Source organism: Sphingobacterium phlebotomi (assembly GCF_008180195.1).
Lineage (GTDB): Bacteria > Bacteroidota > Bacteroidia > Sphingobacteriales > Sphingobacteriaceae > Sphingobacterium > Sphingobacterium phlebotomi.
Genome location: NZ_VTAV01000008.1, coordinates 151828 through 177333 on the forward strand (window position 1 = coordinate 151828; position 25506 = coordinate 177333).

The 25506-nt window shown below is 42.9% G+C and carries 21 protein-coding genes; 4 read left to right on the forward strand and 17 right to left on the reverse strand.

Annotated elements, in window-relative coordinates; genetic code table 11:
- The 15 genes from FXV77_RS12840 to FXV77_RS12910 all read right to left on the reverse strand — a co-directional run bounded on the left by FXV77_RS12840 (position 1) and on the right by FXV77_RS12910 (position 18998).
- Positions 1 to 3138 (reverse strand): SusC/RagA family TonB-linked outer membrane protein, encoded by a 3138-nt coding sequence (locus FXV77_RS12840; RefSeq protein WP_148919624.1) that lies wholly within the window; start codon positions 3136 to 3138, stop codon positions 1 to 3.
- A gap of 352 nt (positions 3139 to 3490) precedes the next feature.
- Positions 3491 to 4933, reverse strand: coding sequence for an NAD-dependent succinate-semialdehyde dehydrogenase (locus FXV77_RS12845; protein ID WP_148919625.1), 1443 nt, complete (start codon positions 4931 to 4933; stop codon positions 3491 to 3493).
- Between the two features lie 118 nt (positions 4934 to 5051).
- Positions 5052 to 6143, reverse strand: coding sequence for a D-TA family PLP-dependent enzyme (locus tag FXV77_RS12850; RefSeq protein WP_148919626.1), 1092 nt, complete (start codon positions 6141 to 6143; stop codon positions 5052 to 5054).
- Positions 6130 to 7509 carry a hypothetical protein gene (locus FXV77_RS12855; RefSeq protein WP_148919627.1) on the reverse strand — a complete coding sequence of 460 codons (1380 nt, stop codon included), beginning with the start codon at positions 7507 to 7509 and terminating at the stop codon, positions 6130 to 6132. Before FXV77_RS12855 ends, FXV77_RS12850 begins: the two co-directional genes overlap by 14 nt.
- Positions 7510 to 7545: 36 nt before the next feature.
- A complete protein-coding gene (locus tag FXV77_RS12860) occupies positions 7546 to 8625 on the reverse strand; it encodes a dipeptidase (protein ID WP_148919628.1) in 1080 nt (359 codons plus the stop codon).
- Complete coding sequence (locus FXV77_RS12865; RefSeq protein ID WP_148919629.1) at positions 8606 to 9520, reverse strand: 3-hydroxyacyl-CoA dehydrogenase NAD-binding domain-containing protein; 915 nt, start codon at positions 9518 to 9520, stop codon at positions 8606 to 8608. Before FXV77_RS12865 ends, FXV77_RS12860 begins: the two co-directional genes overlap by 20 nt.
- A 1-nt stretch (position 9521) precedes the next feature.
- On the reverse strand, positions 9522 to 10832 hold the full coding sequence (locus FXV77_RS12870) for an aspartate aminotransferase family protein (RefSeq protein ID WP_148919630.1): 1311 nt from the start codon (positions 10830 to 10832) through the stop codon (positions 9522 to 9524).
- Positions 10804 to 11808, reverse strand: a complete 1005-nt coding sequence (locus FXV77_RS12875) for a 3-hydroxyacyl-CoA dehydrogenase family protein (RefSeq protein WP_148919631.1) — start codon at positions 11806 to 11808, stop codon at positions 10804 to 10806. The genes FXV77_RS12870 and FXV77_RS12875 overlap by 29 nt, the downstream gene beginning before the upstream one ends.
- The gene (locus tag FXV77_RS12880; RefSeq protein ID WP_148919632.1) at positions 11798 to 12199 is read right to left on the reverse strand and encodes a RidA family protein; all 402 of its coding nucleotides are present in this window, start codon (positions 12197 to 12199) and stop codon (positions 11798 to 11800) included. The genes FXV77_RS12875 and FXV77_RS12880 overlap by 11 nt, the downstream gene beginning before the upstream one ends.
- Before the next feature lie 243 nt (positions 12200 to 12442).
- A complete protein-coding gene (locus FXV77_RS12885; RefSeq protein WP_148919633.1) occupies positions 12443 to 12748 on the reverse strand; it encodes a hypothetical protein in 306 nt (101 codons plus the stop codon).
- A gap of 319 nt (positions 12749 to 13067) precedes the next feature.
- Positions 13068 to 13757 (reverse strand): RluA family pseudouridine synthase, encoded by a 690-nt coding sequence (locus FXV77_RS12890; protein ID WP_148919634.1) that lies wholly within the window; start codon positions 13755 to 13757, stop codon positions 13068 to 13070.
- Positions 13758 to 13762: 5 nt separating this feature from the next.
- Positions 13763 to 14743 carry an MlaD family protein gene (locus tag FXV77_RS12895; RefSeq protein ID WP_148919635.1) on the reverse strand — a complete coding sequence of 327 codons (981 nt, stop codon included), beginning with the start codon at positions 14741 to 14743 and terminating at the stop codon, positions 13763 to 13765.
- Between the two features lie 6 nt (positions 14744 to 14749).
- Positions 14750 to 15523 carry an ABC transporter ATP-binding protein gene (locus FXV77_RS12900; protein WP_148919636.1) on the reverse strand — a complete coding sequence of 258 codons (774 nt, stop codon included), beginning with the start codon at positions 15521 to 15523 and terminating at the stop codon, positions 14750 to 14752.
- A gap of 6 nt (positions 15524 to 15529) precedes the next feature.
- Positions 15530 to 16288, reverse strand: coding sequence for an MlaE family ABC transporter permease (locus FXV77_RS12905; RefSeq protein ID WP_148919637.1), 759 nt, complete (start codon positions 16286 to 16288; stop codon positions 15530 to 15532).
- Positions 16289 to 16355: 67 nt separating this feature from the next.
- The gene (locus tag FXV77_RS12910; RefSeq protein WP_148919638.1) at positions 16356 to 18998 is read right to left on the reverse strand and encodes a DUF3857 domain-containing protein; all 2643 of its coding nucleotides are present in this window, start codon (positions 18996 to 18998) and stop codon (positions 16356 to 16358) included.
- Between the two features lie 132 nt (positions 18999 to 19130).
- On the opposite strand from FXV77_RS12910, the gene FXV77_RS12915 reads away from it, so the two are divergent.
- The 3 genes from FXV77_RS12915 (at position 19131) to FXV77_RS12925 (ending at position 22594) form a co-directional block, all read left to right on the forward strand.
- Positions 19131 to 20588 (forward strand): DUF6600 domain-containing protein, encoded by a 1458-nt coding sequence (locus tag FXV77_RS12915; protein WP_246162459.1) that lies wholly within the window; start codon positions 19131 to 19133, stop codon positions 20586 to 20588.
- 129 nt (positions 20589 to 20717) lie between these two features.
- Positions 20718 to 21890: a nicotinate phosphoribosyltransferase gene (gene pncB, locus FXV77_RS12920; RefSeq protein WP_148919639.1), complete on the forward strand. Its 1173-nt coding sequence runs from the start codon at positions 20718 to 20720 to the stop codon at positions 21888 to 21890.
- Entirely contained in the window at positions 21890 to 22594 is a 705-nt protein-coding gene (locus FXV77_RS12925; RefSeq protein WP_148919640.1) for a class I SAM-dependent methyltransferase, read from the forward strand. The genes pncB and FXV77_RS12925 overlap by 1 nt, the downstream gene beginning before the upstream one ends.
- An 11-nt stretch (positions 22595 to 22605) precedes the next feature.
- Here FXV77_RS12925 and FXV77_RS12930 read toward each other — a convergent pair whose 3' ends face one another.
- Complete coding sequence (locus tag FXV77_RS12930) at positions 22606 to 23235, reverse strand: hypothetical protein (protein ID WP_148919641.1); 630 nt, start codon at positions 23233 to 23235, stop codon at positions 22606 to 22608.
- 162 nt (positions 23236 to 23397) lie between these two features.
- On the opposite strand from FXV77_RS12930, the gene FXV77_RS12935 reads away from it, so the two are divergent.
- Positions 23398 to 23640 carry a hypothetical protein gene (locus tag FXV77_RS12935; RefSeq protein ID WP_148919642.1) on the forward strand — a complete coding sequence of 81 codons (243 nt, stop codon included), beginning with the start codon at positions 23398 to 23400 and terminating at the stop codon, positions 23638 to 23640.
- Between the two features lie 467 nt (positions 23641 to 24107).
- Here FXV77_RS12935 and serS read toward each other — a convergent pair whose 3' ends face one another.
- Positions 24108 to 25379 (reverse strand): serine--tRNA ligase, encoded by a 1272-nt coding sequence (gene serS / locus FXV77_RS12940; RefSeq protein ID WP_148919643.1) that lies wholly within the window; start codon positions 25377 to 25379, stop codon positions 24108 to 24110.
- Between the last annotated feature and the right edge of the window lie 127 nt (positions 25380 to 25506).

The following is a 25506-nucleotide window of genomic DNA, read 5'->3' on the forward strand; positions in this document are numbered from 1 at the left end:
TTATAGTGAACACTGAATTCCAAAATTGTACACCTGTTGCAGGGGATACCCTAAACCGTTACCTCCCATTTCCACATCCCAAAGCTTGAACTTGGAAAAATTATACAAATTGGTCCCGTTTATATACATTCTTATCTTCTCTATACCAATTCTTCGGGTCAAAGTTTCTTTGAAAGTATATCCCAATTCAACCTGTTTGATCCGCAAAAATGACCCGTTACGCATAAACCAGGTACTCACTCTGTTATTATTTGTACTGGCGATATCGCTCAATCGTGGCCAAAGTGCTTTCAAATTTCTATTATCTTCAGACCAATGATCATCCACATAGGCTTGGAGCAGCTGATTTTTCTGTCCGGTAGCTAAGGAAACGAAAGGAGCTGTTTCAGCGGCATCTATCCAGAAGGAAGATTTGGCAGACCCTTGAAAGAAAGAAGAGAAATCTACACCTTTGTACCCCAATGAGAATCCAAAACCATAAGTCATCCGAGGTATGGTAGGATAACCAATAGGCACCATATCCAGATTCGTGATTACGCCATCCTGATCAATATCCTTATACTTGATGTCGCCGCCTAATACCTCGCCAAACTGCTGCGGCGAATTATAGACCTCCTCATCATCGATAAACAAGCGTTCGGCCACAAAACCAAACTGCTGTCCGAGGGGTATGCCCACACGGGAGCGCCACGGAAATGCGCTGTAATCAGGTTCTTCATATTTGATATATTTACCTTCCGCATAGGTAAAATTCCCCCGGCCTGAGACAAACCAACCATTGGCAAAGTTCTTATTCGCCTCCAAGGAAATGTCTATCCCTTTACTCTCTGCTTCGCCCACATTCGCTTGCGGCAAAACAGCCACACCCATTGTATTCGGCGTATGTGCCCGTGTCATTAAGATATTGTATCGATGCTCTTTGTACAGATCCACAACAAGATTAGCCATATTGAAAAGTCCTATCTCCGCACTCAGATTTAATTTCCGTGATGTCTCCCAGGTAATATCCCGGTTCTCCAGACGTCCTTCCGTCACGCCATTTATCCTGTTTCCAAATTCGGATCCAAAGGTATACCCCGCCGCCGATACGTTCGGATTGATTTCCGACAAATAGAAAAACCTATCTTCCAGACTACCGATGGCATCATTCCCTACCAGGCCATAGGTTCCACGCAACTTCAGATTAGATATGATCCGCTGTATATTGCCTTTCCAAAAAGGTTCTCTCGACACATACCAAGCGCCCCCCACGGATGGGAAGAAGCCAAAACGATGCTCTTTAGCAAAACGTTCGGAACCATTATAACCAAAGTTCCCTTCCAAAAAGTATTTATCTTGAAAGGCATAGGTAAAACGCCCAGCTAATCCTAGGTTTCTTCTGGCTAGTGAATTTTGTAAGCTACCGGCATTCGCAGAAATTTTATTCTGCATATTATAGACCAACATACCACTGACCGAATGGTCTGTCCTAATATCTGTGCTGTAGCTCAAAATACCCTGAAAATAATCTTCGGAAGTGATCTGTTTGGAATCCTCGGTATAGGTCAGGTACTCGTGCGCAGTTGTCGGATTAAGATTGTTTAATATATATTCACCTGTCTGCTTGTCATAAGCTGATAAAATATAATAAAACGGCGTATACGTACGGGATACCTGATAATAATTGTACCGTGTGGTATTGTACATCCCACTGGCTTTCAATCCGGGTAAGATGAAATCCAGATCCTGTTTGACTTCAAATTGGGCTAAAAACATGGCATTGGTATAATCACGATATCCCCTCATGAGATTCGCATAAGGATTTAAATACTCTCCTGCGCCAGCATTTCCAAATAAGATATGTTCCGTTGTGAGATTCTTAGCATCCGGCTCATAATAGGCGGGAAATAATACCGGATCCGTACGGATAATCTGTCTATAAAAGTCTGCGCCTGTACCTAAGGGGCCTGTATAGTCTGTCCAGGTCGAATTGAGACGAACAATCGCTTCGGTCGTTTTGGTCAGGTTGATATTCACATTGGAACGTAGTCCATACGTTTTCAGATCAATACCGTTGTTAAAGTTGTTGCGGTTATCTACTTTGAGCATACCGTTATCCTTATTGTAAGTCGCAGCTACATAATAACGTGCGACCTTTCCACCACCATTCACATTTAAGTTGAGCCGATTATTAAAGGTCCGGTCTTTTAACAATAAAGATTGCCAATCTGTTGCCGGATAAATCATCGGATCTTCACCAGCCATAGTCCGTTCTATTTTTTCCCATTGATACTGTCGTGTTCTTCCCCGCGTTAAACTCGACTCATTTGCCAGATTCATGTACGTAATCGGATCGGCCAATTCAATATTTCGCGTAGGTTGTGAAGCCGATGTTTCATAACGTAAGGAAATACTTGCTTTTCCCTCACGGCCTTCTTTGGTGGTAATCAAGATAACACCATTAGCCCCTCTCGCACCATATAAAGACGTGGCTGTCGCGTCTTTCATAATGGAGAAGCTCGCCAAATCATCGACTTGCAAACGTGCCAACTCACTGGCCGGTACTTCTACCCCATCCACCAAGATCAGGGGGCGATTGGAATACCCAAAACTGGTTACTCCACGAATAAAAAAGTCTGCGTTATCAGCGCCCGGCTCTCCACTTTGTTGGAAAGCGATCAAACCGGCGACACGGCCCGCCAAAGCAGTTGTCAGGTTACTCGATGGCACTTTCAACTCACTAGGCCTTACCGTCGTTATAGCCCCTACTACACTTTCCTTCTTCTGCTGACCAAATGCGACTACTGTTACTTCGTCCAGCTCATCCGTGACAGGCTGTAACGCCACATTGATTTCTGTCCGGCCCGCTACTAGAATCACCTGTGTTGTATAGCCGACATAGCTAAAGACAAGTTGTGCATCCCTGTCCACCATAATCTCATACCGTCCTTGCTCATCAGCCAGTACACCACGCGTGCTGCCTTGCACGGTTACTGTAGCTCCCTGTATGGGCTCCTCTTTCTCATTCAAAATCTGTCCTTTTAAAAGATGCTCTGTTTCCTGCGCGTGCAGCAAAGTAGAAACGCCTAGCAAAACAAGGATGCTTAGTAGTACCCTAGGATACCCCAAAATAAATGTTGCTTTTTTTAATGGTAGCATTGGTTGAATTATTAGTATTTCTGTATTTAAGTTTAATTTATATAGCTCGTTAGTCAATTCAGGCTGGCCTTCTAACGCCCCCTTATACTATACAAAGATAGAATCGTGTCTTCCACAGGACTACTATTATTATTCTCTTATATGATATTATATTTTAATCTCTGCTATAAAATCTCGGTTTCTCTCCTATGGAATAGGAAAATTTAGATCAATATATTAGGTTATGCTACTTGACAAGCCAAGGAAAGTGTTATTTAATTGGTTACATATCATTTTAGTAGCGATTTTGAAAAAGAAAAAAGTCAATGCAGCTACATTGACTTTGTCCTCATGGCAGAAAAATAGATTATGCTTATCGCGTCGAAATACCAAAATTGATATATTTCACTTCCATATATTCATCCAACCCATAGCGTGATCCTTCTCGGCCTACCCCGGATTCCTTTATCCCCCCAAACGGGGCTCCAGCAAAGGAAATTTTCCCCTCGTTCACACCCACCATACCTGCTTCAAGCGCTTCAGCAACACGCCAGCAGCGATGCACATTATTACTATAACAATAGGATGCTAAACCAAACTCCGTATCGTTCGCCATTTGGATAGCCTCTTCCTCCGAGGTAAATCTAAACAACGACGCCACCGGTCCAAATGTTTCCTCTTTGGCGATTAAAGCGTTTGATGGGACATCTGCAAGTACCGTAGGTTCGTAAAACAATTCTTTGATAACCTTCCCTCCCGTCAGTATACGAGCACCTTTGTCAACAGCATCGGCTACATGTTCCTGCACTTTATCCAAGCCTTTTTTATTGATCAAAGGACCTATTTGTACGTCGTTGTCTAAGCCATTACCAACTTTCAACGCTTTTACAGCTTCCGTTAATCGCTCGGAAAATTTGTCAAAAATGGAATCTTGTACTAAAAAACGATTTACAGCCACACAAGTCTGTCCGGCATTGCGAAACTTCGCAAACATGGCTCCCTCGATAGCAGCATCGATATCTGCATCTTCAAATACAATGAACGGCGCATTGCCACCAAGTTCCAAAGAAATCTTTTTCACATTTTCTGCGGCTTGCTTCATGAGCTGTTTTCCAACAGACGTTGATCCCGTAAAGGAAAGTTTTCTGATCAACGGATTTGTGCTTAATTCATACCCAATGCCCGAAGAATCTGTTCCCGTCACAACGTTTAATACGCCGGCCGGCCATCCTGCCTTTTCCGCGAGAACAGCAAGGGCCAATGCTGTTAAAGGTGTCTGTGACGCCGGACGGTGCACCACTGTGCAGCCTGCTGCAATAGCCGGGGCGATTTTTCTCGTGACCATCGCTAACGGGAAATTCCATGGTGTAATGGCAGCAACAACCCCCACGCCCTGTTTAATGGTCAGTATTCTATTTGACATCTTCGATGCAGGCACGGTCTCCCCATAAGCCCGCTTGCTCTCCTCCGCAAACCACTGCACAAAAGAAGCACCATAATCAACTTCCCCCAGGCTATCCGTCAATGCTTTTCCAGACTCCAATGTAATTATCTCCGCCAGCTCCTGCTTATGTTCCATGATCAATCGATACCACTCTTCTAACATAGCAGCACGCTGCCCCACATCACTCACCTTAAAAGAGCACCAAGCTTTATATGCTACGTCTACTGCTTCATGTACGTTGGATACCGTTAGATTCGTTACTTTTTCAATAACGGTCCCCGTAGCTGGGTTTACGACATCAAATGTATCTGTGCCTCCTACCCATTGTCCATTGACAAAGGCTTTATTTATCATTAATTCATTTAATCCCATCGTACAAATTTTTTCTATATCCAATACCTCTACTTTATCTTAAAAAGTAAAGGTACATTTCTTATAAAACTATGGGCTTCGATAATTTGTTTTTATCGTTTATTGAAATAAATCAACGCTATCTCCTCCTCGCCACAACTTCCCATTCATCCACAACTTTTCCTTCTACAACTACCAACAATTTATCATAGAGTGCCACTGTCGGGCAAATATGGATGGGCAGAGCATATAATACATCGCCTACTTGAAAGCGATGATTTACACCAGCTTTTAGTACGAGATGTTCTTCGCTATGGCTTACCGGTTTTAAATGAGGAGCATTTAGAAAAAATACCCTATTCTCCAATGGATTTTCGGATGCTATGGCTTTATAGCCCAAATCAACACAAATCGTATTTTCGGAGGGTAAAGAAACGACATGTGTCATCAGTACAGCTGCCGGAAGAAAATTTTGCTCCGGCAGCGTATCTGCATACCCTTTATCCCATAACACGAATGTACCTGGACTGCATTCAACCTCCGGATATTGTGCATAAATCGGAAATGAGGGTGAACCGCCGATAACCACGCGGGGTTTCGTAAAACCTTCATCCAACAATCGCTCTATTAACCTAGCAATAGGCGCATAATTCCGATCACAAATATTTTTACGCTCTGCTATATCTATTTCGCGAACATGACCATCATACGCGTGAAACCCCTGCGCATTTAACCCAGCGATCTCGCTACTTAATCGGTATAGTTCGAAAGCATCATCCGGTAATATACCTGTACGTCCCATACCAATATTAAGGTCGATGAATACATCTATCTGTATCTCGTTTTGAACAGCGATAGCCGAAAGTTTCTTTACCGCATCCGTATGATCCACAATAGCTGAAAAACGCGTCTGGGGAAAATGCTGAACCAGTGTCACAAACCGCTGTAATTTCGCGCCATGTAGCGGATAAGCCAACAACACGTCCGGCGCACCACACTCTCCCAGCATTTCCGCTTCGGCAATCGTGGCGCATTTAAACTTACGAATGCCTGCATCTAGCTGCAATTGGGTAATCTCTTTCGTTTTGTGCGTTTTGACATGCGGACGCAATCTATTGATATCATCAATCATGTCTTTAAGCACCTCGATATTGTGTCGGATACGATCCGGATAGACCAAGAGTGCCGGTGTATCCACGTGTTCCGGTGTATGTAAATTATACCAATTCATGTATATGCTGTTCAATCTGTTCCGACAAAACACCTCTGATTTTTTCCTCCGCGATTTCTTCCAAGAAACTTGTGCGGCAACGCCAAGTCTCATAGCCTCCTAACATTATTTCATGCTTAGGCGGCACATAACCGACGTAGTCGTTTGCTAAACAGATCGTAAAATATTTCCCGGTAGCGGCCTTGGTTTTCAAGGCCAATCCTGTTTCCGCAAAAAATTCACCGCCTAACGCGCCTATTATACCACTACCGATACGAAAAGACTGAATATAGAACTGTTTTTGTTCTGGAAATTCTGCCAGCAAAACCTGTTCCCGAGCATAAATACGCCGATAACCATCTTCATTCAGTATGATATGCTCATAATCCGTATCCTGGATCATCTGCTTTGCTTTCTCTAGTTCCTGCGCGGATGGCTTTCTGATACCTACCGGCACCTCTTCATACAACACATCCAAAACAGGGTATTCTTCCCATTGGAGGCCCCGTAAGTTTGCTAAAACTTTATCGGCTAAATCCCGACCGATATATTCACTTTTACGGTGTGGTCCAGTTGGATATCGACCAGTATCTATAAAATCCCAGATATTTATTTCACCACTGGTGCCATTACTCATCATCGCCACGAAGCTATCATCGCCTTCTGACAGAACTTCTTCGAGCCGCTTCGCGAAACAACCGAAATAATCCGCACTGATAGTGCCCCGATCTGCGTCACCGACATAATGCAAAGAATAATTGCCCAAAAGTGCTATCCATTGATCATCCAATCCTTTTACACCCAGATAAGCTAATTGCGTATCCGGGGTAGAACTTCTTTCTACAATGTGTTCTTCATTTCCAAACGGATTCGTCTTTATCCGATCATATCCTCCCGTTACAGGATTAAACGCTTTGTATTCGGGAGCCATTTTATACCTTCGGCACAACACATGCTCCGGTACATCTACAGCACCAAACGCTACCTTCGCCTCCCGAAGAAGAGGACGTGTCTCTATGGCCAAATCGACTAAAATTCTATGAAGATTTTTTCGATACCGAAGATCAGCATGCCCCATCAACAACTCTGCAACAGCACCTGCCGAATGGGTATGCGTACTGGAAATAAGCACGTGGGACTTGGGAATTCCCGTTGCTTTGTAGATATCCGCTTTCACTTCATCTAAAAAGTCTTGCTGCATGGCACAAATATCCACTACGATAAACAGCAATATCGTATCGTTTTTCTTTAACAGCAACGATTTTGCATACAACGGGTCGTGTATATTATTGGCATATCTCACCTGAAACTCCCCATTGATCAATGTGCCCAAAGGAGGAGTAATGTCTTTTTGTAAAGCCGCTGCTCGAAATAAATTGTTGGCCATTTTTGTTAATATTACATTGAACGAATGTAGTTCACCCTATCTTAACGCCTTCCTCAAAAAACGCAACCAATTTCCATGAAAGATATTATCGATATCCTGCTCCGTATAGCCTCTTTTGGACAAAAGGTACGCATATTTCTGTAAATCTGCAATGGAATCCATATCCCACGGCGACTGTTCCGTTCCAAATATTCCGTCCAAATCACTTCCTATGCCAATATGTAAGGAATTACCCGCTATTTGGCAGATATGATCCCAGTGGTCAATGAGCATTTCCAATCGAATGTCCAGTTGCCACGGATCAGAAACCGTATCGATAAACCGTATATCCATTGCCCAACAATCCAGCATCCCACCGATAACGGCGTCCCGTTCCACCAATTGTCTAATTTGCACGTCGTTCAATTGCCTTTGGTTCGGAACGATTTTCCGCACGTTGTGATGGCTTGCCCAAATTGGTCCCGTATAGTACTCCATCGCCTGCTCAAAGCCTTCATCTGTGAGGTGTGTTACATCCAATATCATATGCAGTTCGTCCATGATTTTCATCAATTCCAAACCATTTGGGTGGATCCGTCCTGCTGTTTTTGTGCCATCTGCATACCGGCCAGGCCCAAAGTGTGACAATCCTAACGCCCGCAATCCATAGCCATATGCCTCATACAGATAATCCGGTGTCACCAACGAATCCGCGCCTTCTAGGCTTAATAAGTAACCTATCGGTTTGGTCTCGTCTGCAATCGTGTGGTCATTCCATAAACGAATATGCGCATCAAAGCCTTTTCTATCGATTATCTGGACCATTTCTCCCTGCTTCTCCATCTCCTTATACCAGGTCAATTGTGCCTGTGTCATCGCCCAAGCCTGCGCCGGCGAGTTCCACCCCGTTAACGCGCTGTTAAACGGATTGACGCGTGCCAATTGGGTGGCTACCACAAAACCCACTTTACCTTTTCTCAATTCGGGCAGACAGACGGTACCATTGCCTCTATCCGGCTTGTCTTTCCTATTCATTTCTTTCAAACGAATATCTTCCAATGGCATTGCCAAATCCCGATTCCACTCGATGGCATTCATCGCCAAGTCCAGATGGGCATCAATGATCAAACGACTCATGCGGATATTTTTTTATCAATTGTTGTATTTCTTGACTAAAGGTTCTAAATATCGTATCCCAATAGGCTTTTTCCTCGGCAGAATACGTATAAAACCCTTTTCCTTTAGCCATGCCTGTCTCTTCTTTATCTTTCTTTTCCTGCAAAATTTTAGGCAGCGTAATCCTATTGGATAGTTCTCTGTTTAAATCTTTCATCACCATCCCATAAGCATAGGTTCCCATCAAATCCATGTATCTGAAATTGCCGACAAACGACATATAAAACCCGGCATCATTTCGACAAGCTCTATCGACACTTTCGATGGAAGCAAATTCGTTTTCGACTAAATACAATCCTTCCCGTAGCATCGCTGCCATCATTCTGGCACGGATACTAAAACCATTCTTAACGGTACAAGCGTCTTTTTTTCCATATACGTTTACCCAGTTTTCCAATTGTGCTAACATAGCTGGATCAGTTTCCGCATTGGAAATAATCTCGGCAAAAAAAGTCCGGTGAACAGGATATGACCAATTCAGACCGAAAATTCTGGTGGGGCGCGTGCTATCTGCCTGGATTTGTTCCAGACCTATACTCTCCATATTAACCGCTATAATGGTATCTTTAGAGGCCCGGTTTTCCACCTGGTTTATGCATTGATGCTTGGCCAGCAGTTTATCCGGCGTAACCAATATGACTAGTTTAGCCGTTATCTCTTTCGGCCAATCGGTGATAACCGCTAATTTCGTACAATCATGGATCTCCTTACGCACATAACGCTCGGCGGCTCCCCTATCATCCGTCAGCAATAGTACCGGATGGCCGCCATCCAGTAAACTACAGGCAACACTGTAGGTTAGCTGGTCTTGACCAACAACCATAATAGGATTTGCGACACCATTCCTCGTCTCCATATTATCTTATTTCTTTTAACACTTCTGTTCCAACCGCAATGGCTTTATCAATATCTTCTTCTGTATGCACTGCGGAGATATACCAAAGTCCGCGTCCGATGACACGAATACCGCGGTCATGCAATCCCGCAATGAAACGCCCTAGTTTTGCTTTATCTGCTTGGAGCGTATCTCTATAATTCTTCACCTCAGGCAATGAAGTAAAGGAGGTACTCAGCATGGCGGCTGTTCCTTGTACAAATAAGTTTTGCCCTGTCTCCTGGGCCGCCACTCGGAGTCCGTCCTTCAATTTTTTTCCCAATCGAAACATACGATTATAGGTATCCGGATCTTCTTCCAATACTTCAATTGTAGCAAGTGCTGCAGCCACGGTAGGGTTGCTGGTATTCATGGTACCGGCATGAATCACCCTGGCCGACACAATTTCGTCCATCCATTCTTTTTTGCCTACAATAGCACTAATCGGATATCCGCTTGCTATCGCTTTGGCGAAAATGGATAAATCCGGGGTGATGCCGTAGTAGCCCTGTGCCCCACCAAGCCCCAAGCGAAATCCGGTAATCACTTCATCGAAAATGAGTGCTATATCATAACGGTCGCATATGGTACGTAGTCCCTGTAAAAATCCTTCATTTGGCACAATACAGCCATTATTACACATAATCGGTTCGGTAATAATAGCCGCCAATTCCGCATGCTTTTCGGCGACGATACGTTCGACCAGTTCTAAATCGTTCCACGGAAGAATGATAAAATCATCCTTGCTGTTGGGCGATAATCCAGCCGACCAAGGAAATACATGCGGGTTGTCGTCTTCCCCCAATGCTTCTACCGAGGGCGTACTGATTCCCCATGCGACATTGTCCAGCCAGCCATGATAATGGCCTTCAAAGCGTAAGAACTTATTTTTCCCCGTCTTGGAACGGGCTACACGGAAGGCTGTTTGTACGGCTTCTGATCCATCTAAACAGAATCGCATCAGCTCGGCAGAAGGTATCAACTGGTGCAGCTTTTCAGCCAATTCAATTTCTTTGATATGCTGGCCGGCAAACAATTGCCCTTCTCTCGAATAGGTTTCCACAGACTCCAACACCTTTGGATGAGAATGCCCAACAATTAACGGTCCTTGGCTTAACGTAAAGTCCAAGTAGGTATTACCATCTACATCGTATATAAGTGTACCTTCACCATGCGTATAAAAGATAGCATGAGGATGGTTGTATTTTCTAAATTCAGAGGATACACCCCCTGCTAAGACCTGACTGGCTCTATCCAATAGATCCTTAGATTTTTGATAGCTTCTTCTCTTCATTATATACCTTTTCCCTAATATGTTTCTCTGTATATCGTGTTGCTAAATCATAAATTTCCTTATTAAATTGTGCAAAAGCTTCTTCCCAGGCCTTAGCTTGTTTTTCGTTATAATTATAAAAGCCCTTACCATTGTGTATACCTCTCGCCCGTTCTGCTACCAAAGGTCGCATAAGATCTGGTACATCTGTACGGTTGCTTAATTTGGGGAGGATACCCTCAAAAGAATCGATATAATCGGCAAATCCCGTAAAATCCAATCGTCTAAAAATTCCCATTAAGGTTATCCATGAGCCCACATCATATCGAAAAACCTTATCCGCGTCTTCCATCGTAGCGTCACCATTCTCAACTAACGTCAACGCTTCACGATAAACAGCATACATCAGTCTGTTGGTAATAAATCCCCGAATATCCTTCTTGAGTAAGGTAGGTTCTTTTCCCCAGATTCCCCCAAGCTGCATCACATACGTAGCCGTGTCTGTACCGGTCTTCACGCCGCAGGTTACTTCCAGAAAACGGGTCATATATGCTGGTTCCGCCCAATGTACACCGATGAAACGATTGGGATGGGATACAAATGTCTGTAATTCGCTGATAGGGATGGCGGACGTGTTCGTGGCAATAATCGTATCTCCCGAAACCTGTTCTTCTATCTTTTCGTATACCACCTTTTTTATCTCCTTGTCTTCTATGACACATTCCTGTACAAACTTACAGGTGGCTATATCCCGATAGTCGTCGGTTACTTTTAAAGCCTCCACACTCGCTGACAGCCCTTTGGACAGCAAATTGGAACGGTCGGCATGGCGCAATAGATCTACGATATGGTTGATCGCCTTTTCTTTCTCCCCTAATATAGGTGCCAATGCCACCACCTGATGGCCAGATGCCAATAAAGAAACGACAATACTACACCCCATCAGTCCCAATCCCACAACCGCAACTTCTACATTTGCGCTTACATTAATCTGCATCGGAATGGGGAAGCTTTACAATACAGTCAATCTCCACACAAATACCTTCACCCAATACGGATTGGACAGTCGTTCGTGCTGGTTTTATTCCTTCAAAATAAGTTGCGTAAACTTTATTGAATCGGTCAAAATCCGCTATGTTAGTCAAGTGAACGGTACTCTTCACCACATCATCCATGGTGGCTCCGGCAGCCTCGATGATGGCTTTGATATTGTCCATCGTACGGGCTGTTTCTTCCTCAATACTCCCCAAGATAAAAGTAGAGGTTTTGAAATCCACCGATGCCTGTCCGCTAATAAAAAGAAATCCGCCTGCAATAACGCCATCAGAATATGCTCCAGTAACGAAAGCCTTATCTCTATCGGGGTGTATAATTTTCCGCTTACTCATATACAATGTTTTGATTTAATTTATGTGTATACTGTATAGCAAAAGTACATCTACGGTTTTGGCAGGTCTATTACATTTGTGCTTAATTGTAGTACTATTTTTCAAACAGGAATAACGAAATCATTGCGATTTCCATTCACCATATATCCGTGCAGTTGAAACTGATTTCTTCGTTATCTTTCAAGAAGATCTCTTTCTGGATTTTGCCCACCAATTCGACGGTAGTATTTTCGTAACGCAAATTTATTGTAGTTTCAATTCGCAATAAACCGTAACTGTTTCTCTAAATGCATTAAAATCCTGTTGATATTTTTTTCTTTTGGCCTGGCTGAATATCGTCCAGGTAGAACATTTTATAATCTTTGGCTTCTCCATAAAATCAAAACCGAGAATAATCGTTGATGCCGACTCATTTGCCCTTATTTCGTACTTATCTCTGGGAAAAGAACAGGATTTCACCTGACTCCATAAAATTTTCTTGTGCCCGGGCAATCCCATTTGAAAGCCGTCTTCATCGGTCGTTATGATCACTACCCTAGTATTCGTCAAAAAAACAATTTGACAATCACCGTGGTATTTGTTGTGCTGTATAATCTATACTCAAAAATAAGACTATTTCCCATTTTAGAATATCCCAAAAATCAGGGATTTTATAAACACAATCAGATCTTTGCGCCATTCCTGACTCTCGCATTCGCTTTTATAATGCATCCAACGTGGTATCCGTATCTTCAAATTTTCCAACATGGCAAGACGTCGAGCGAAATAGCCCCACTTTTAGCATAAGCAAATCTGATGGGCTGCCGCTTCCTTTATTATCGAATTTTAAGGCGTTATGACAAAGAAACATCCGTGAGGAAGAGCGCGGCTAGAGCAAAATATTAAATCGTTCCCAAAAGCCATCAACAGGTAGTTTTGCGGTAAGGGTTAGTTTTTCATTCTTGATGGGGTGAACAAATGCAAGAGAGCGGGAATGTAAACAGATTGTACGGCGTAGGCTTCCCCGAGGGTATCCATATTTGTTGTCTCCTACGATAGGGCAACCCATATACGCCAATTGAGCACGAATCTGGTGCGTCCGTCCGGTTACCGGTGTTACTTGCAACAGATAATAACCATCAAGAACACCTACAATCTCGTAATCGAGCTGCGCAAAGCTTCCTCCTTTCACTTCCCGATCATAGGCTTTAGTAATCATTTTTTTGCGATCCCGTAACAACCAGTTTTTTAATGTATCGGTATCTTTTGGCGGACGGTTACGCACAACGGCTAAATAGGTTTTCGATACTTTTCGGTCATGAAACAAGCGGTTCATCCGATCCAGACCTTTGCTGGTCTTTGCAAAAAGAATCATCCCACTAACAGGCCTATCCAACCGATGGATCACCCCCACAAAAGCACCATTTGGTTTTTGGTATTTGGCGGTCAGATAGGCGTTGACCATATCTTCCAACGACTTATCTCCCGTATCATCTACCTGTACAATATCGCCGGCTCTTTTATTTATAGCAATATAGTGATTGTCTTCATAGATAACATCTTTATCCGTTATGTTCATCCGACTTATAAAGAGTCTTTAACAGCCTTTTTCTGTTGTTTCCTAAAATAACCTCTGAACAGGAAGTTACTTTGTAGTGCCTTCATATTATCGTCCAACTTCTCTGTGCTCATATTCAAATTCCGCAATATCTGCTTTATTTCTTCTGCAGCTTCTGGATCATTGGTCAATACACCGATGGCATTATCTTTATCGTTAAGGCGCGCCGAAGTAGCGTTCAGATTTTCCATCAGTGTCGATGCTGTTTCTGTTACACCTTGCAGTTGTGTTGCTGACTCCCGTAAACTCGCAAAAACGACGGTGTCCGTTGTTAACTCATGGATTAACCCTTGATTACTATTTAGTTTATCCATTAATACTGCTAGATTTCCCGACGCTTTATTAACATCTGTCATCACTTTATTCAACGAGTTTACCGAATTTTTTAAGGAAAGCGCAATCGTAGAATCCGTCATTAACGCACCTACCGTACCTTTCCCTTCCACCATTTGTTGAGATAGAACGGCAAAGTTCTTCGTTATCTCCACCAAATTTTCATTGTTTGTTTGTAAAGTTGCAAACATCGCGTCGGTATCCGTACCACTCACTGATTTAATGACATCCCCGTCTTGTATCGGCGGAACCTGATCCGATCCACCCACCAAATTGACAATAGCATTTCCGATCAATCCGTCAGAGCCTAGCTTCGCGACGACATCCTCCCGAATAAACTCGCTTGATTTTTCCTCGATGTGCATAACGACTTTCACATCATTGATACTTTGAAACTTTATCTCTTTGACGATCCCGACTTTCACACCCGAAAACCAGACGTTATTTCCAACTTTCAATCCTTTTACGTCATGAAAATAGGTCGTCACGACCAAATTCTTGCTGAATTTATTTTGCTGCGTACCCAAAACCAGAATACCCGCCACCAAAATAATCAAGCCAACTAGGACAAATAATCCAACTGTAAGCGAACGCTTCCTTTCGTTTGTGCTCATATATCTTTAATCAATAAAATTATAATCATAAAAGGGTTTCACCCGTTCGTCATCCGTATTAAAGATTTCCTCGAAGGTGCCCTGTCTTTCAAATTTACCATCCAATAGCATCACCATCCTATCCCCTACCATTTTTGCACAGGACAAATCATGCGTAATAATAATGGATGACGTATGATATTGTTCCTGCACTTGGTTTATCAACGAATTGATATCCAAACAAGTCAACGGATCTAATCCCGCTGTAGGCTCATCATACAACATAATATCCGGGCGCAATATCAATGTACGGGCAATCCCGATACGCTTACGCTGTCCGCCTGATAGTTCAGAAGGCATCTGATTAATGGCTTGCAACAAACCTACACCTTCCAGCACCTCCTCGACCTCTTTATCAATTTCTGCTCTCGTCAGATTCCGCTTGTTTCTGACCAACGGAAATTCCAGATTTTCCCGCACGGTCATACTATCGTATAAGGCGCTATTCTGAAAAGAAAAACCAATTCGCTGGCGCAAAGCCCGTAATTCCCGTTCATCCAAATGATTAACAATTTCCCCTAACACATGAATGTCCCCTTTATCTGGTTTCAGCAAACCCGATATAAGCTTGATCAATACGGATTTACCTGTACCCGAACGTCCCAACACGACCAGATTTTCTCCGTTAAATAGCTGTAGGTCGACATCACGCAAGACATGCAGGTCACCAAATGACTTGCTGACGTTGTCAACGCGGATAACCACATCCTCATGATTGATATTTACTTTCTTTTTTTCCATACCCGTTTAACCAATCAAGGAAAGTAATTGAACAATAAGCAACTCTTCGATAAACACGAGGAACATGGACGATACCACAGCGGCGTTGGCCGCTTTACCGACACCTTCTGTTCCTTTGGAAGAATAATATCCCACATAGGTACTTGCGAATCCAATGGTGAATCCAAAGACTACCGCCCGTAATACCATAGCGAAAACATCTTTGGCTGCAATAGATTCGAAAACTTGCGTAAAAAAAGCTAAAATACTTAAATCGTCTTTGGTAGCAATACTCAAATACCCCCCCAATAAACCAATACCTGCTACATAAAAACAGAGCACCGGAATCATCGTTGTCGTGGCAATGATACGGCTCGTTATCAAGAATTTCGTAGGGTTTGTACCAGACACTTCCATCGCGTCAATCTGCTCCGTCACGTTCATCGAACTCAACTCTGCTCCAATCTGGGAACCTACCTTGCCCGAAGCGATCAATGCTGTAACTAAAGGCGCTAATGCCCGGACAATAGCAATGGATATTAAGTTCGGAAGCCAGGAAGTGGCACCAAAATCTTCGAGAGAAGGTCGCGATTGCTTGGTAAATACAAAGCCTACTATAAATCCCGTCAAACTAATCAATGGAAACGATTTCCACCCGATCTCGTAACATTGTCGGACAATCTCTTTAAATTCATAAGGAGGGGATAACGCTTCCCGTAGGAAACTCATCATGAAGCGATGGATTCTGGCGAACTCGATAAGTAGTTTTTCTATTTTACGTCCCATTCCGAAAAAATCATCCGACAAATGTACAAACTTTTATTTTTATATGATGTCATCAATGTGATGCTAGCTATGATTCGTTATGACTATCTTCTTTACGAATTGAAGTTGGTATCTCAGGAAGCACGGATGACGGAATTTCGGTGTAATATATTTCTTCTGACGCCTGAGGCGTGCTGGCGACGAGGAATGTCCCTTTTACCCGGGTGGAATTAAATATATACAATGACCAAATCAACGCAAATATAATAGCACGGAAAGACTCGGAAATACCATCGTATACATTCGAGGATTGCTTAAAAATTATTGCCGCTAGGATCGTATCCAATACCACGAATACCAGCTGAAACATCAACAGAAAAAATAATGTTTGCGGAAAAATATCTCTTCTTTTCAGCATAAGATAAACACAATAGCCACAAAGGAAGATAATACCCGTATTACTTACAAATTCCAAAATAATAAGCATGACGTAAAGGAAAGGCGGCACACCGATATTGTATTGTAGAGCCGACCAAACATCCTCTTTGAAAAATAACTGAACCATTCCCACAAAAAATGTCCGAAACAGCGTAGCAACTAAAACGATAAGCAAAACAATAAGCCAACCACCGATGCGGTCATATTGTAACTCATCATACATCGGAATCAATGATGTCGCTCCTTGTGGGTTGTAGAACTTCATTACCAAGATTGTAAACAACGCTAGTAAACCAACAAAACCTGCCATTGCCCAAAAGTTGTTTTTTCCTTGCGTAGTGGATCCGACAACAAATCCATCATTATCCAAGTACACCGCCAAGGAAAATAACTCATGCTTATTTGCAAAATCGGCGATGTATTGGTTTACATCGGCGACTTTCACATAGGTATCATGAGCACCTAATCGATAGGCTATTTTTAAAGTATCCTGTTGCGTCGTAATGGTTTTTCCAAAATAATAACTATCCCGATTCAAAAAGCTACTTTCTCTTAAAGGAGGGACAGCAATACCTTCTGGGTTGATAACATAGATATCGTGTTCTAAGGAAAGCGGGTATTGGAGGGCGATTGGCCCTATCCGCATGTCCGTCACATCCGGCAAATAATTGCTTAGGTTAGTCGAGTAAAGCGAGATAGCCCGTCTGTTGGAAAAAGCATCTGTTTCTGGAAAAGACTTAATATCATAGTACTCTTCCACATAAAATATATTGTTGAGCAAATCGTCTTCAAACGTTAGTGCAGATCGCTTTGTCAACTGTTTATAAAGACCCTGATAATATTGTACGTAAGATTTCTCTATTTGGTTCTTTGCAGTCTGTTTAAAATAGCTACGTATATTGTCTGCGTCAGTTCCTATATATATAGTAGAGACATCCAGCTGTGCACTTCCGTCCTTTTGTAGATAAAAACGCTCCTCCACACGTGTATTTCCAGCTACGATATGTTCGGTATCCCGTAATTTTTCTCCTTTTTTTGCCCATAACACTTTCCCATAGAATGGAAAGTAGCGATTACGGATATTTCCACCTTGGTTCGGGATGGTCGGATCGATATATTGTCCTCTTTCATCAATCGACACATAGAGGACAACGTGGTTAAAAGCTGATGGTGATGGAAGATAATCCTTTAAACCATATTCTTCATAAGAATTAACCAATACCAATGTACTCTCGATATCTTTCGATTTAAGCATGGCCCCCATCAATACAGACTTATCCTTACAATCGCCATATCTTTGTCTAAACACATTTTCGGGCGTATTTGCCCTATGTGAATATTCACCGACTTCAACTCCCATATAGCGAATTTCATTCTGCACAAAATCAGCGACCAGTTTCAAATATTCCGTAGAATCATCATTGGCATTTTCCCAAAGCTTTTCGACAAACTGCTGAAGCTCTCCCCCGTGTTTCAGTTCGGGAATAGGGTTTACATCAGCTGCCCATTTTGCGACATCCATCCAACCTTTAAACTCAGAGCATTCAATGCGTTGCCGGGTAGAATGCCAGAGCGGCGTATAAAACTCATAATCTACCTTTTCTGTACCGGCTATATCCCAGTAATACGAAGTTGAATTCCCTAAATCTTGTTGACTCGCCTGGGGAGCACCCACAAAACTCTTAAACCTCAGCTGTCTATCTTTAGGAACAATATAATTTACATGAAGTGCGCCAATTGGCTCATAACTCTGTAAAAAATAAGTATCGAAGAACTTATTACCGAATACCGGGTTGAAACCTTTTAACGAATACGACATAACAATCTTGTCATCCTTCCGCAAATCTTCCAATAAAAGATAGGCTGAGTAGGTTCCGTTATAGATGGAGCGTGACAGTTCCGTTTCGGAGGCCATCAGTTTAAATTTATTCAAGTCCAATCTGTCCATTTGCTTACCTTCCCGCACAATATACAGTTCATGCAACGTAAGCGTTTGGTATTGTGGATCGAAGAATATATTTATCTGTCCAGCATTTTCGGTTCCGGCATTTTCGACAATTGTTTTCACCGTGCCATAAAAACGTGTTTGATTTGCTAAATTAACCTGATATTCGACTTTTTCGTAATAGTACCCATCGCTGATGTCTTCCAGATTAGGAAGTTCTGCTTGTTTATCTGATACGCGCAACCAGGCAGGCTTTTTAGCCTTCGTCAGTTTAGGTTCGGAAGCGTAGCTCATGTTTTGACTTAAAAAACAAAAGGCAAGCAGGTACAAAAAAGCATATAATTTCATTAGTCGTTAGTTTTCCCAAACTTACATAAAAAAGGGGAATTAGTAGCGGAATTAAACCTTTCTAATTACTATGCAGTCATAATAATAAAGTAATAAAAGAACGAGAAGGTTTTACTATAAAAGACGAAGATCATGAGAAGCATAAAAACACCCACACTACTTATTGCACTAATGGCGTTTGCTTTTAGTGTCTTCTCAAATAAACAAGTGTCTGCTCAACCTCACGGTTCGGTTTCATTTGATTTATTTTACGATGAATTATCGCCCTATGGGCATTGGGATCGTGACGCTACTTATGGCGACATTTGGTTTCCTAGAGCGGAAGCTAATTTTCGTCCGTACGGCACGAACGGTTATTGGACGATGACCGAATATGGTAATACTTGGGTATCCAACTACGACTGGGGATGGGCACCGTTCCATTACGGACGTTGGGTATATACCAACCATCGTGGTTGGGGATGGATTCCAGGTTATGAATGGGGACCTGCTTGGGTAGATTGGAGAAGTGGTGGTGGATATTACGGATGGGCGCCTATGGCTCCATCGGTAGGCGTTACCGTTTCTGTTGGTTTACCGCTTAATTTATGGGTATTTCTTCCGGTACGACGTATTTACGACCCGTATATCCATCGTCATTGGTCATATGGTCAACGTGCTATTTATAACCGCACAACGATTATCAACAACACCTATATCGTGAATAACAACCGTTATTATGGCGGTCCGGCTCGTCGAGATATCGAACGCAATATTGGTCGACGGGTTAATGTTCGAAATGTTCGCACGACGGAACGTCCCGGACGCTCACAAGTGGACCGTCGTTCGGTATCCATTTACCGTCCGGATAGAGCAACTAGCAGTCGTAATAACCAAAATGCGGTACGTGCAACGGAGTCGAATCGCAACACACGTGCTGCGCAATCAAATACGAGCAGACCGGAGCGTTACATCGGTGATAATCCGAACCGTACCAATAGTAATCAACGTGCAACAGGAAGCACCACAACACGTGGCAATACGACGTCCAACCGCACTCAAAATCAAAATGCGACACGGACACCGAATACAAGCAGTCGTTCTACCTCCAGTAATCGCGAAGGTACAACGACTCAGCGTCAAACACGTTCAAACGAACAACGGTCGAATGTTAACCGCAGTTCAACACAACGGAATCAGAACACGACACAACCGCGGAGTCAGCAGTCGAATACACGGGCTACGCAACAACGCAGTGAGGTAAACCGGAGAACAACCACGCAACCGCAACAAAATAACCGCAGTAATGTGCAACGCTCTACGCCTAGTCGTTCGCAAACGCCTTCGCGCAGTAGCCGCCCAGCTCGTCAGAGCGCACCTTCGGGTAATGTGTATCAAACGAGTCAACGAAGCAGTGCACCAGCACAGGTTAACCGGTCGAGCAGTAGTTCCTCTAGTAGACCCAGCGTACAACGGAGCAGCAGTTCCTCTTCGCGAAGTAGTGGTGCCGTTTCACGGGGTAGCAGCGGTTCATCTTCACGAGGCTCGGCAACATCTAGCGGCAGAAGCAACAGCAGTCGTTCTTCTTCGTCTACGCGTGGAAGCAGATAAAAACTTTCTATTTATATTGAAGCAATGAAAAGATAGCCTCCTGTTTGCATCGGCAAAACAGGGGGCTTCTTTTTATGTAATTAATTAAATTCGTTAACTTCACTCTAATTTTATATAAAAGACTTTTACATGGCAACACTCTCTTCCATTCTCGATAACGACTTCTACAAATTTACCATGCAATTTGCCGCAAGCAAATTGTTCCCTAAAGCACAAGCTCGATACCAGTTCATTAATCGGGGACAACACAGCTTTCCCGAAGGTTTTGACAAGCTGCTTAAAGAGGCGATAAACGAGATGGCAAGCCTTAAGCTCACCAAAGCCGAGAAAGAATTTTTACGCACCAAATGCCCTTATATCGATCCTACTTACCTGGATTTCCTACAAGGTTATCGTTATGATCCGGAGGAAGTCCAGGTAACGCAAACAGGCGGAGAACTAACTGTTACCATCGCAGGATATTGGTACAGAACCATCCTTTGGGAAGTTCCGATCATGTCATTGATCTGCGAATTGTATTACGAAGTGGGTGGTTTATCCCGTATCCCCAACGACGAGGTTTGTCAAATCGTGGAAGGGAAAATGGAAAAATACGATAAACTGAACATTACGATTGCCGATTTCGGCACCAGGCGTCGCCATTCGTATGAAGTACACGATCTGGTTATCCGTACCCTTAAAAACCAACCATCTAAAACTTTTATTGGCACATCCAACGTACACTTTGCCATGAAATACGAGACGACACCGATTGGCACCCATGCCCATGAATGGTTTATGTTTCATGCCGCTAAATATGGATACAAAATGGCAAATTTGCTTGGACTGGAGCACTGGGCGGATGTCTATCGAGGTGACTTAGGTATCGCTCTTTCAGATACCTATACAACGGAGGTGTTCTTCAAACAATTCGACAAAAAATTATCCAAACTATTTGACGGCGTGCGGCACGACAGCGGTGATCCGATTACCTTTGCCGAAATGACCATTGAACATTATAAAAGACAGGGAATAGATCCCGAATCGAAGACCATCATTTTTTCCGATGGACTCGATTACGATAAGGTCGAAAATATAGTCGGTTTTTGTGAAGGTAAAATCGGCCATTCGTTCGGGATAGGAACGGATTTCACAAATGATGTAGGTTTAACGCGCATGAATATCGTGTTGAAGATGGTGGAGGCCAAACCCGAAGATGGGGATTGGACAGCCGTCATTAAACTTTCCGATGAACCCGGCAAACATACCGGAGCCCCAGACGAAATCGCCATTGCCAAACAAATATTGAAAATAGAAGATTGATGGAGCGCGACGTATATGGAGAAGCCTTGTATGATTTTCACGTGCTTCAAGAATTAAAAGACACCTTATTACTACACAGCAGTTATGGTGATATAGAAGAAATGCCTATTGAGGTCTTTTTCCGAGCGGAAGATGACTTCCCCGAATTGGAACATATTGCGCTGGCTCTTTGCGACGGGCATGTATTGGATGTGGGAGCAGGTGTCGGTAGCCATGCCCTATATCTACAAGATAAGGGTTTTCAGGTAGATGCTTTGGAAATCTCAGGATCTGCTTGCAGTATCATGAAGCAACGCGGCGTCCAGCACATCATTCAACATGATTTCTTTGCGTTGAAGGAAGGAAATTATGATACCCTTCTTTTCTTGATGAATGGAATTGGTCTCGCAGGAACAATAACAGGTTTACGGGAATTACTCCGCCACAGTAAAAAATTGCTTTCTGATAAAGGGCAACTACTCTTCGATTCGTCCGATATCTCCTATTTGTATGAGGAATACCGCATCCCCAAACCGGAACATTATTTTGGTGAAATCCGTTTCCAGTACGAATACAAAGGAAACGTGGGGAAGTCTTTTCATTGGTTGTACATTGATCAGCAGGAATTGATTAAAATCGCCCACGAAGAAGGCTGGGTGGTGCAGATTCTTTTTGAAGACGAGGATGATCAATACTTGGTGCGGATGGAGCCGCGGAAGCAATAAGACAAATATCTTTAACGCACCATAAACATGACGGTAGGCGTCCACGGGCTACAACCATGCTTATTTCGCGCACAAACTCTAAAATAGATATACTGACCCGGTGGAAACCCTTCCTGATAGGCTTTGAAAGAGCGAGAGGTTGTCTGTATCTCTCCCCATACTGGCTGGTTATCGTCATCTACTTCCATGGCAAAACAATAGTCATACAACATATCCCGCCCGACAGGTTGGAAACCAAAAGCTACCTCGCCACTTTTTCTGCCATCCGTCAGAAAAGGAGAACCAGGCGTATCGGGCACACCTCCCTTCCGTTTCCGATTCAACACGGGGAACCCTGAGCTATACAACTTCGCCAGATTCCCCTCACTCACCACATTGACATAGAACACCAGTTCTTGCAACAGATCGCTAAGCTTTTTCTTGCTTTCCCGCTTTTCCGTCTTCACCAGCCTACTTCCTCCTGCCGATTCTACCACTTTTTGGTAGTAGTTCGCATAAGCTTCTTCTATTTCTGCAATAGTTGGTGTTGGATCAACAAAAATAGCCGATTCTTTCATGCAACGAATAATCCAGGAAACTGTCACCACCAGTTTTTCATCGGCATAACGGAAAAAATTAGCTTTTGCACGTATATACTTCATATAAGCATGAATAGGATTCGTAATAAGATAGCACTTCTCCCAAAGATAAGAAATACAAAGAGATTTCACAACGGTACTAAGACGTTAGTCCTTAACGTAAAGAGGAACAAATTTAAACTAAATAGAAACGACAATAGTGTAATGACGGCTGCATCCAAACCAATGAAAAACAAGCTTGAATCAAATAGCGTCAACAGCGGAATAACGACATATGTTTTTACAGCGAAGACATACAAGCGTGAACCAAATCGGAACAAAAATGTCTTAAAGAGGTATGCCAACATATTGCTCACGAACAAGTTTAAGTCAGACACGCATGACAATAACGTAAAGCGTATTGCTTCCAGAGCAACGCAGAACAAGTCCGAACTAAACAGGAACAGCAAGGACATAACGGGGGACTAATTTGCTGAAAAGACGAACTGAAACATGCTCATGCTACGTAACATGCCTTAAAAGAAATATGGAAATAACTAAAAAGCAATACTGTTTAAGTCAAAGTCAAACGAAATTTCGGTATAATCAATTCTCTATTTTTCTTATCCGCATCTATCTTTTCTATTTCAGAACGCTTTTAGTAACAATCCGAACGGGTTTAGTGAAAGCTGAGCCGATAAAATTGTTTTTTCATTACACATCATGTCTCTCGTGAATAAATACAAGACAAAAACGATGTATTGGACAAAACATCCGAAACACAATGAAAATTATTGTGACGCTTCCGTTAAAAAAGTGTTCCGCGATCGCAGAAATCTGTTCGGGATGAATATAAAACCAGTTGCATTTACGCCAAATTTGTTCGCTTTTATCGCAAAAGCATTCGAGTTTATTGCGAAAGCGTTCGAGTTTACTTCCATGTTACGTAGCAAAAATTAATCAATCCATTCAAAACCGGTATAGGGAACCAAAACGGCAGGAATACGGATACCGTTCTCCGTTTGGTTGTTTTCCAGAATGGACGCTACAATTCTTGGCAGGGCCAATGCCGAACCATTTAAGGTATGTGCCAATTGCATTTTTCCCTGTTCGTTCTTAAACCGCACTTTCAGGCGATTGGACTGATAGGTTTCAAAGTTCGAAACAGACGATACCTCCAACCAACGTTGCTGGGCGGCACTGAAGACTTCCATGTCGTAAGTGAGTGCAGAGGTAAAGCTCATATCACCGCCGCACAAACGCAACACCCGATAGGGCAGTTCCAATTGTTGCAATAATCCCTGGATATATCGACTCATCTCTTCCAAAACCTCATAGGATTTATCCGGATGAACGAGCTGCACGGTTTCCACTTTATCGAACTGGTGTAATCTGTTCAAACCACGCACATGCGCGCCATATGAACCTGCTTCACGGCGAAAACAGGGCGTATAAGCACAATGTTTAATAGGAAATTGATCTTCTTTTACAATGGTGTCGCGATATAAGTTAGTCACAGGCACCTCTGCTGTGGGAATCAGATAAAAGTCATCACCACCGACATGATACATCTGCCCTTCTTTATCGGGTAGTTGTCCGGTCGCAAACGCAGAATCTTCGTTCACCAAAATCGGCACCTGCACTTCGTTGTAACCGGCTTCAACCGCTTGATCTAAAAAGAAATTAATCAGTGCGCGTTGCAAACGTGCACCTTTTCCTTTATATACCGGAAAGCCCGCCCCGGCCACTTTTACACCCAGTTCCAAATCCACAATATCGTATTTGCTCAACAATTCCCAATGTGGCAATGCATACTCTCCTAATGCAGGTGCCAGGCCATGTTCCAAAACCACCTCGTTATCGTCAGCAGAAACACCTACTGGTACAGACGTATGGGGCAAATTGGGTAATTGCACAATTTTAACATGCAATACCTGTTCAATTTCCGCCAGTTTTTCTGTTAACTCTTTTACTTGTTCTTTATATCCGGACGACTTTGACTTCACGGCTTCGGCTTCTTCTTTCTTTCCTTGGCGCATCAAGTCTCCAATCTGCTTGGCAGCAGCGTTGGCCTCCGCAGCAATTGCATCCGATTCGTTCTGAATTTTACGGCGCGATTCATCCAATTGGATGATCTCGTCAACCAATTCCACATCTTTAAAATTCTTGACAGCTAATCTTTCGATTACCGTCTCCCTATTTTCACGGATATAATTTAACTGCAACATAAATGAATAAGTAATTTAGATGGACAAAGATAATAAGTGTTGACTGGTCTTTCTTTTTTTTCCGCAAAAAAAAACAAAACCGAACAAATTGAGCTCATGAACAGTTAAAAAGAGGATAGTACAACCC

Bases quoted from the DNA above. Each gene is read 5' to 3' on its own strand.
- FXV77_RS12915 (WP_246162459.1), top strand. From the start codon at position 19,131: ATGAGAAGCATAAAAACACCCACACTACTTATTGCACTAATGGCGTTT.
- FXV77_RS12865 (WP_148919629.1), bottom strand. From the start codon at position 9,520: ATGGAGACGAGGAATGGTGTCGCAAATCCTATTATGGTTGTTGGTCAA.
- FXV77_RS12925 (WP_148919640.1), top strand. From the start codon at position 21,890: ATGGAGCGCGACGTATATGGAGAAGCCTTGTATGATTTTCACGTGCTT.
- FXV77_RS12905 (WP_148919637.1), bottom strand. From the start codon at position 16,288: ATGGGACGTAAAATAGAAAAACTACTTATCGAGTTCGCCAGAATCCAT.
- FXV77_RS12840 (WP_148919624.1), bottom strand. From the start codon at position 3,138: ATGCTACCATTAAAAAAAGCAACATTTATTTTGGGGTATCCTAGGGTA.
- FXV77_RS12895 (WP_148919635.1), bottom strand. From the start codon at position 14,743: ATGAGCACAAACGAAAGGAAGCGTTCGCTTACAGTTGGATTATTTGTC.
- FXV77_RS12880 (WP_148919632.1), bottom strand. From the start codon at position 12,199: ATGAGTAAGCGGAAAATTATACACCCCGATAGAGATAAGGCTTTCGTT.
- FXV77_RS12930 (WP_148919641.1), bottom strand. From the start codon at position 23,235: ATGAAGTATATACGTGCAAAAGCTAATTTTTTCCGTTATGCCGATGAA.
- FXV77_RS12910 (WP_148919638.1), bottom strand. From the start codon at position 18,998: ATGAAATTATATGCTTTTTTGTACCTGCTTGCCTTTTGTTTTTTAAGT.
- FXV77_RS12935 (WP_148919642.1), top strand. From the start codon at position 23,398: ATGAAAAACAAGCTTGAATCAAATAGCGTCAACAGCGGAATAACGACA.
- pncB (WP_148919639.1), top strand. From the start codon at position 20,718: ATGGCAACACTCTCTTCCATTCTCGATAACGACTTCTACAAATTTACC.
- FXV77_RS12845 (WP_148919625.1), bottom strand. From the start codon at position 4,933: ATGGGATTAAATGAATTAATGATAAATAAAGCCTTTGTCAATGGACAA.
- FXV77_RS12875 (WP_148919631.1), bottom strand. From the start codon at position 11,808: ATGCAGATTAATGTAAGCGCAAATGTAGAAGTTGCGGTTGTGGGATTG.
- FXV77_RS12870 (WP_148919630.1), bottom strand. From the start codon at position 10,832: ATGAAGAGAAGAAGCTATCAAAAATCTAAGGATCTATTGGATAGAGCC.
- FXV77_RS12900 (WP_148919636.1), bottom strand. From the start codon at position 15,523: ATGGAAAAAAAGAAAGTAAATATCAATCATGAGGATGTGGTTATCCGC.
- FXV77_RS12860 (WP_148919628.1), bottom strand. From the start codon at position 8,625: ATGAGTCGTTTGATCATTGATGCCCATCTGGACTTGGCGATGAATGCC.
- serS (WP_148919643.1), bottom strand. From the start codon at position 25,379: ATGTTGCAGTTAAATTATATCCGTGAAAATAGGGAGACGGTAATCGAA.
- FXV77_RS12890 (WP_148919634.1), bottom strand. From the start codon at position 13,757: ATGAACATAACGGATAAAGATGTTATCTATGAAGACAATCACTATATT.
- FXV77_RS12850 (WP_148919626.1), bottom strand. From the start codon at position 6,143: ATGAATTGGTATAATTTACATACACCGGAACACGTGGATACACCGGCA.
- FXV77_RS12855 (WP_148919627.1), bottom strand. From the start codon at position 7,509: ATGGCCAACAATTTATTTCGAGCAGCGGCTTTACAAAAAGACATTACT.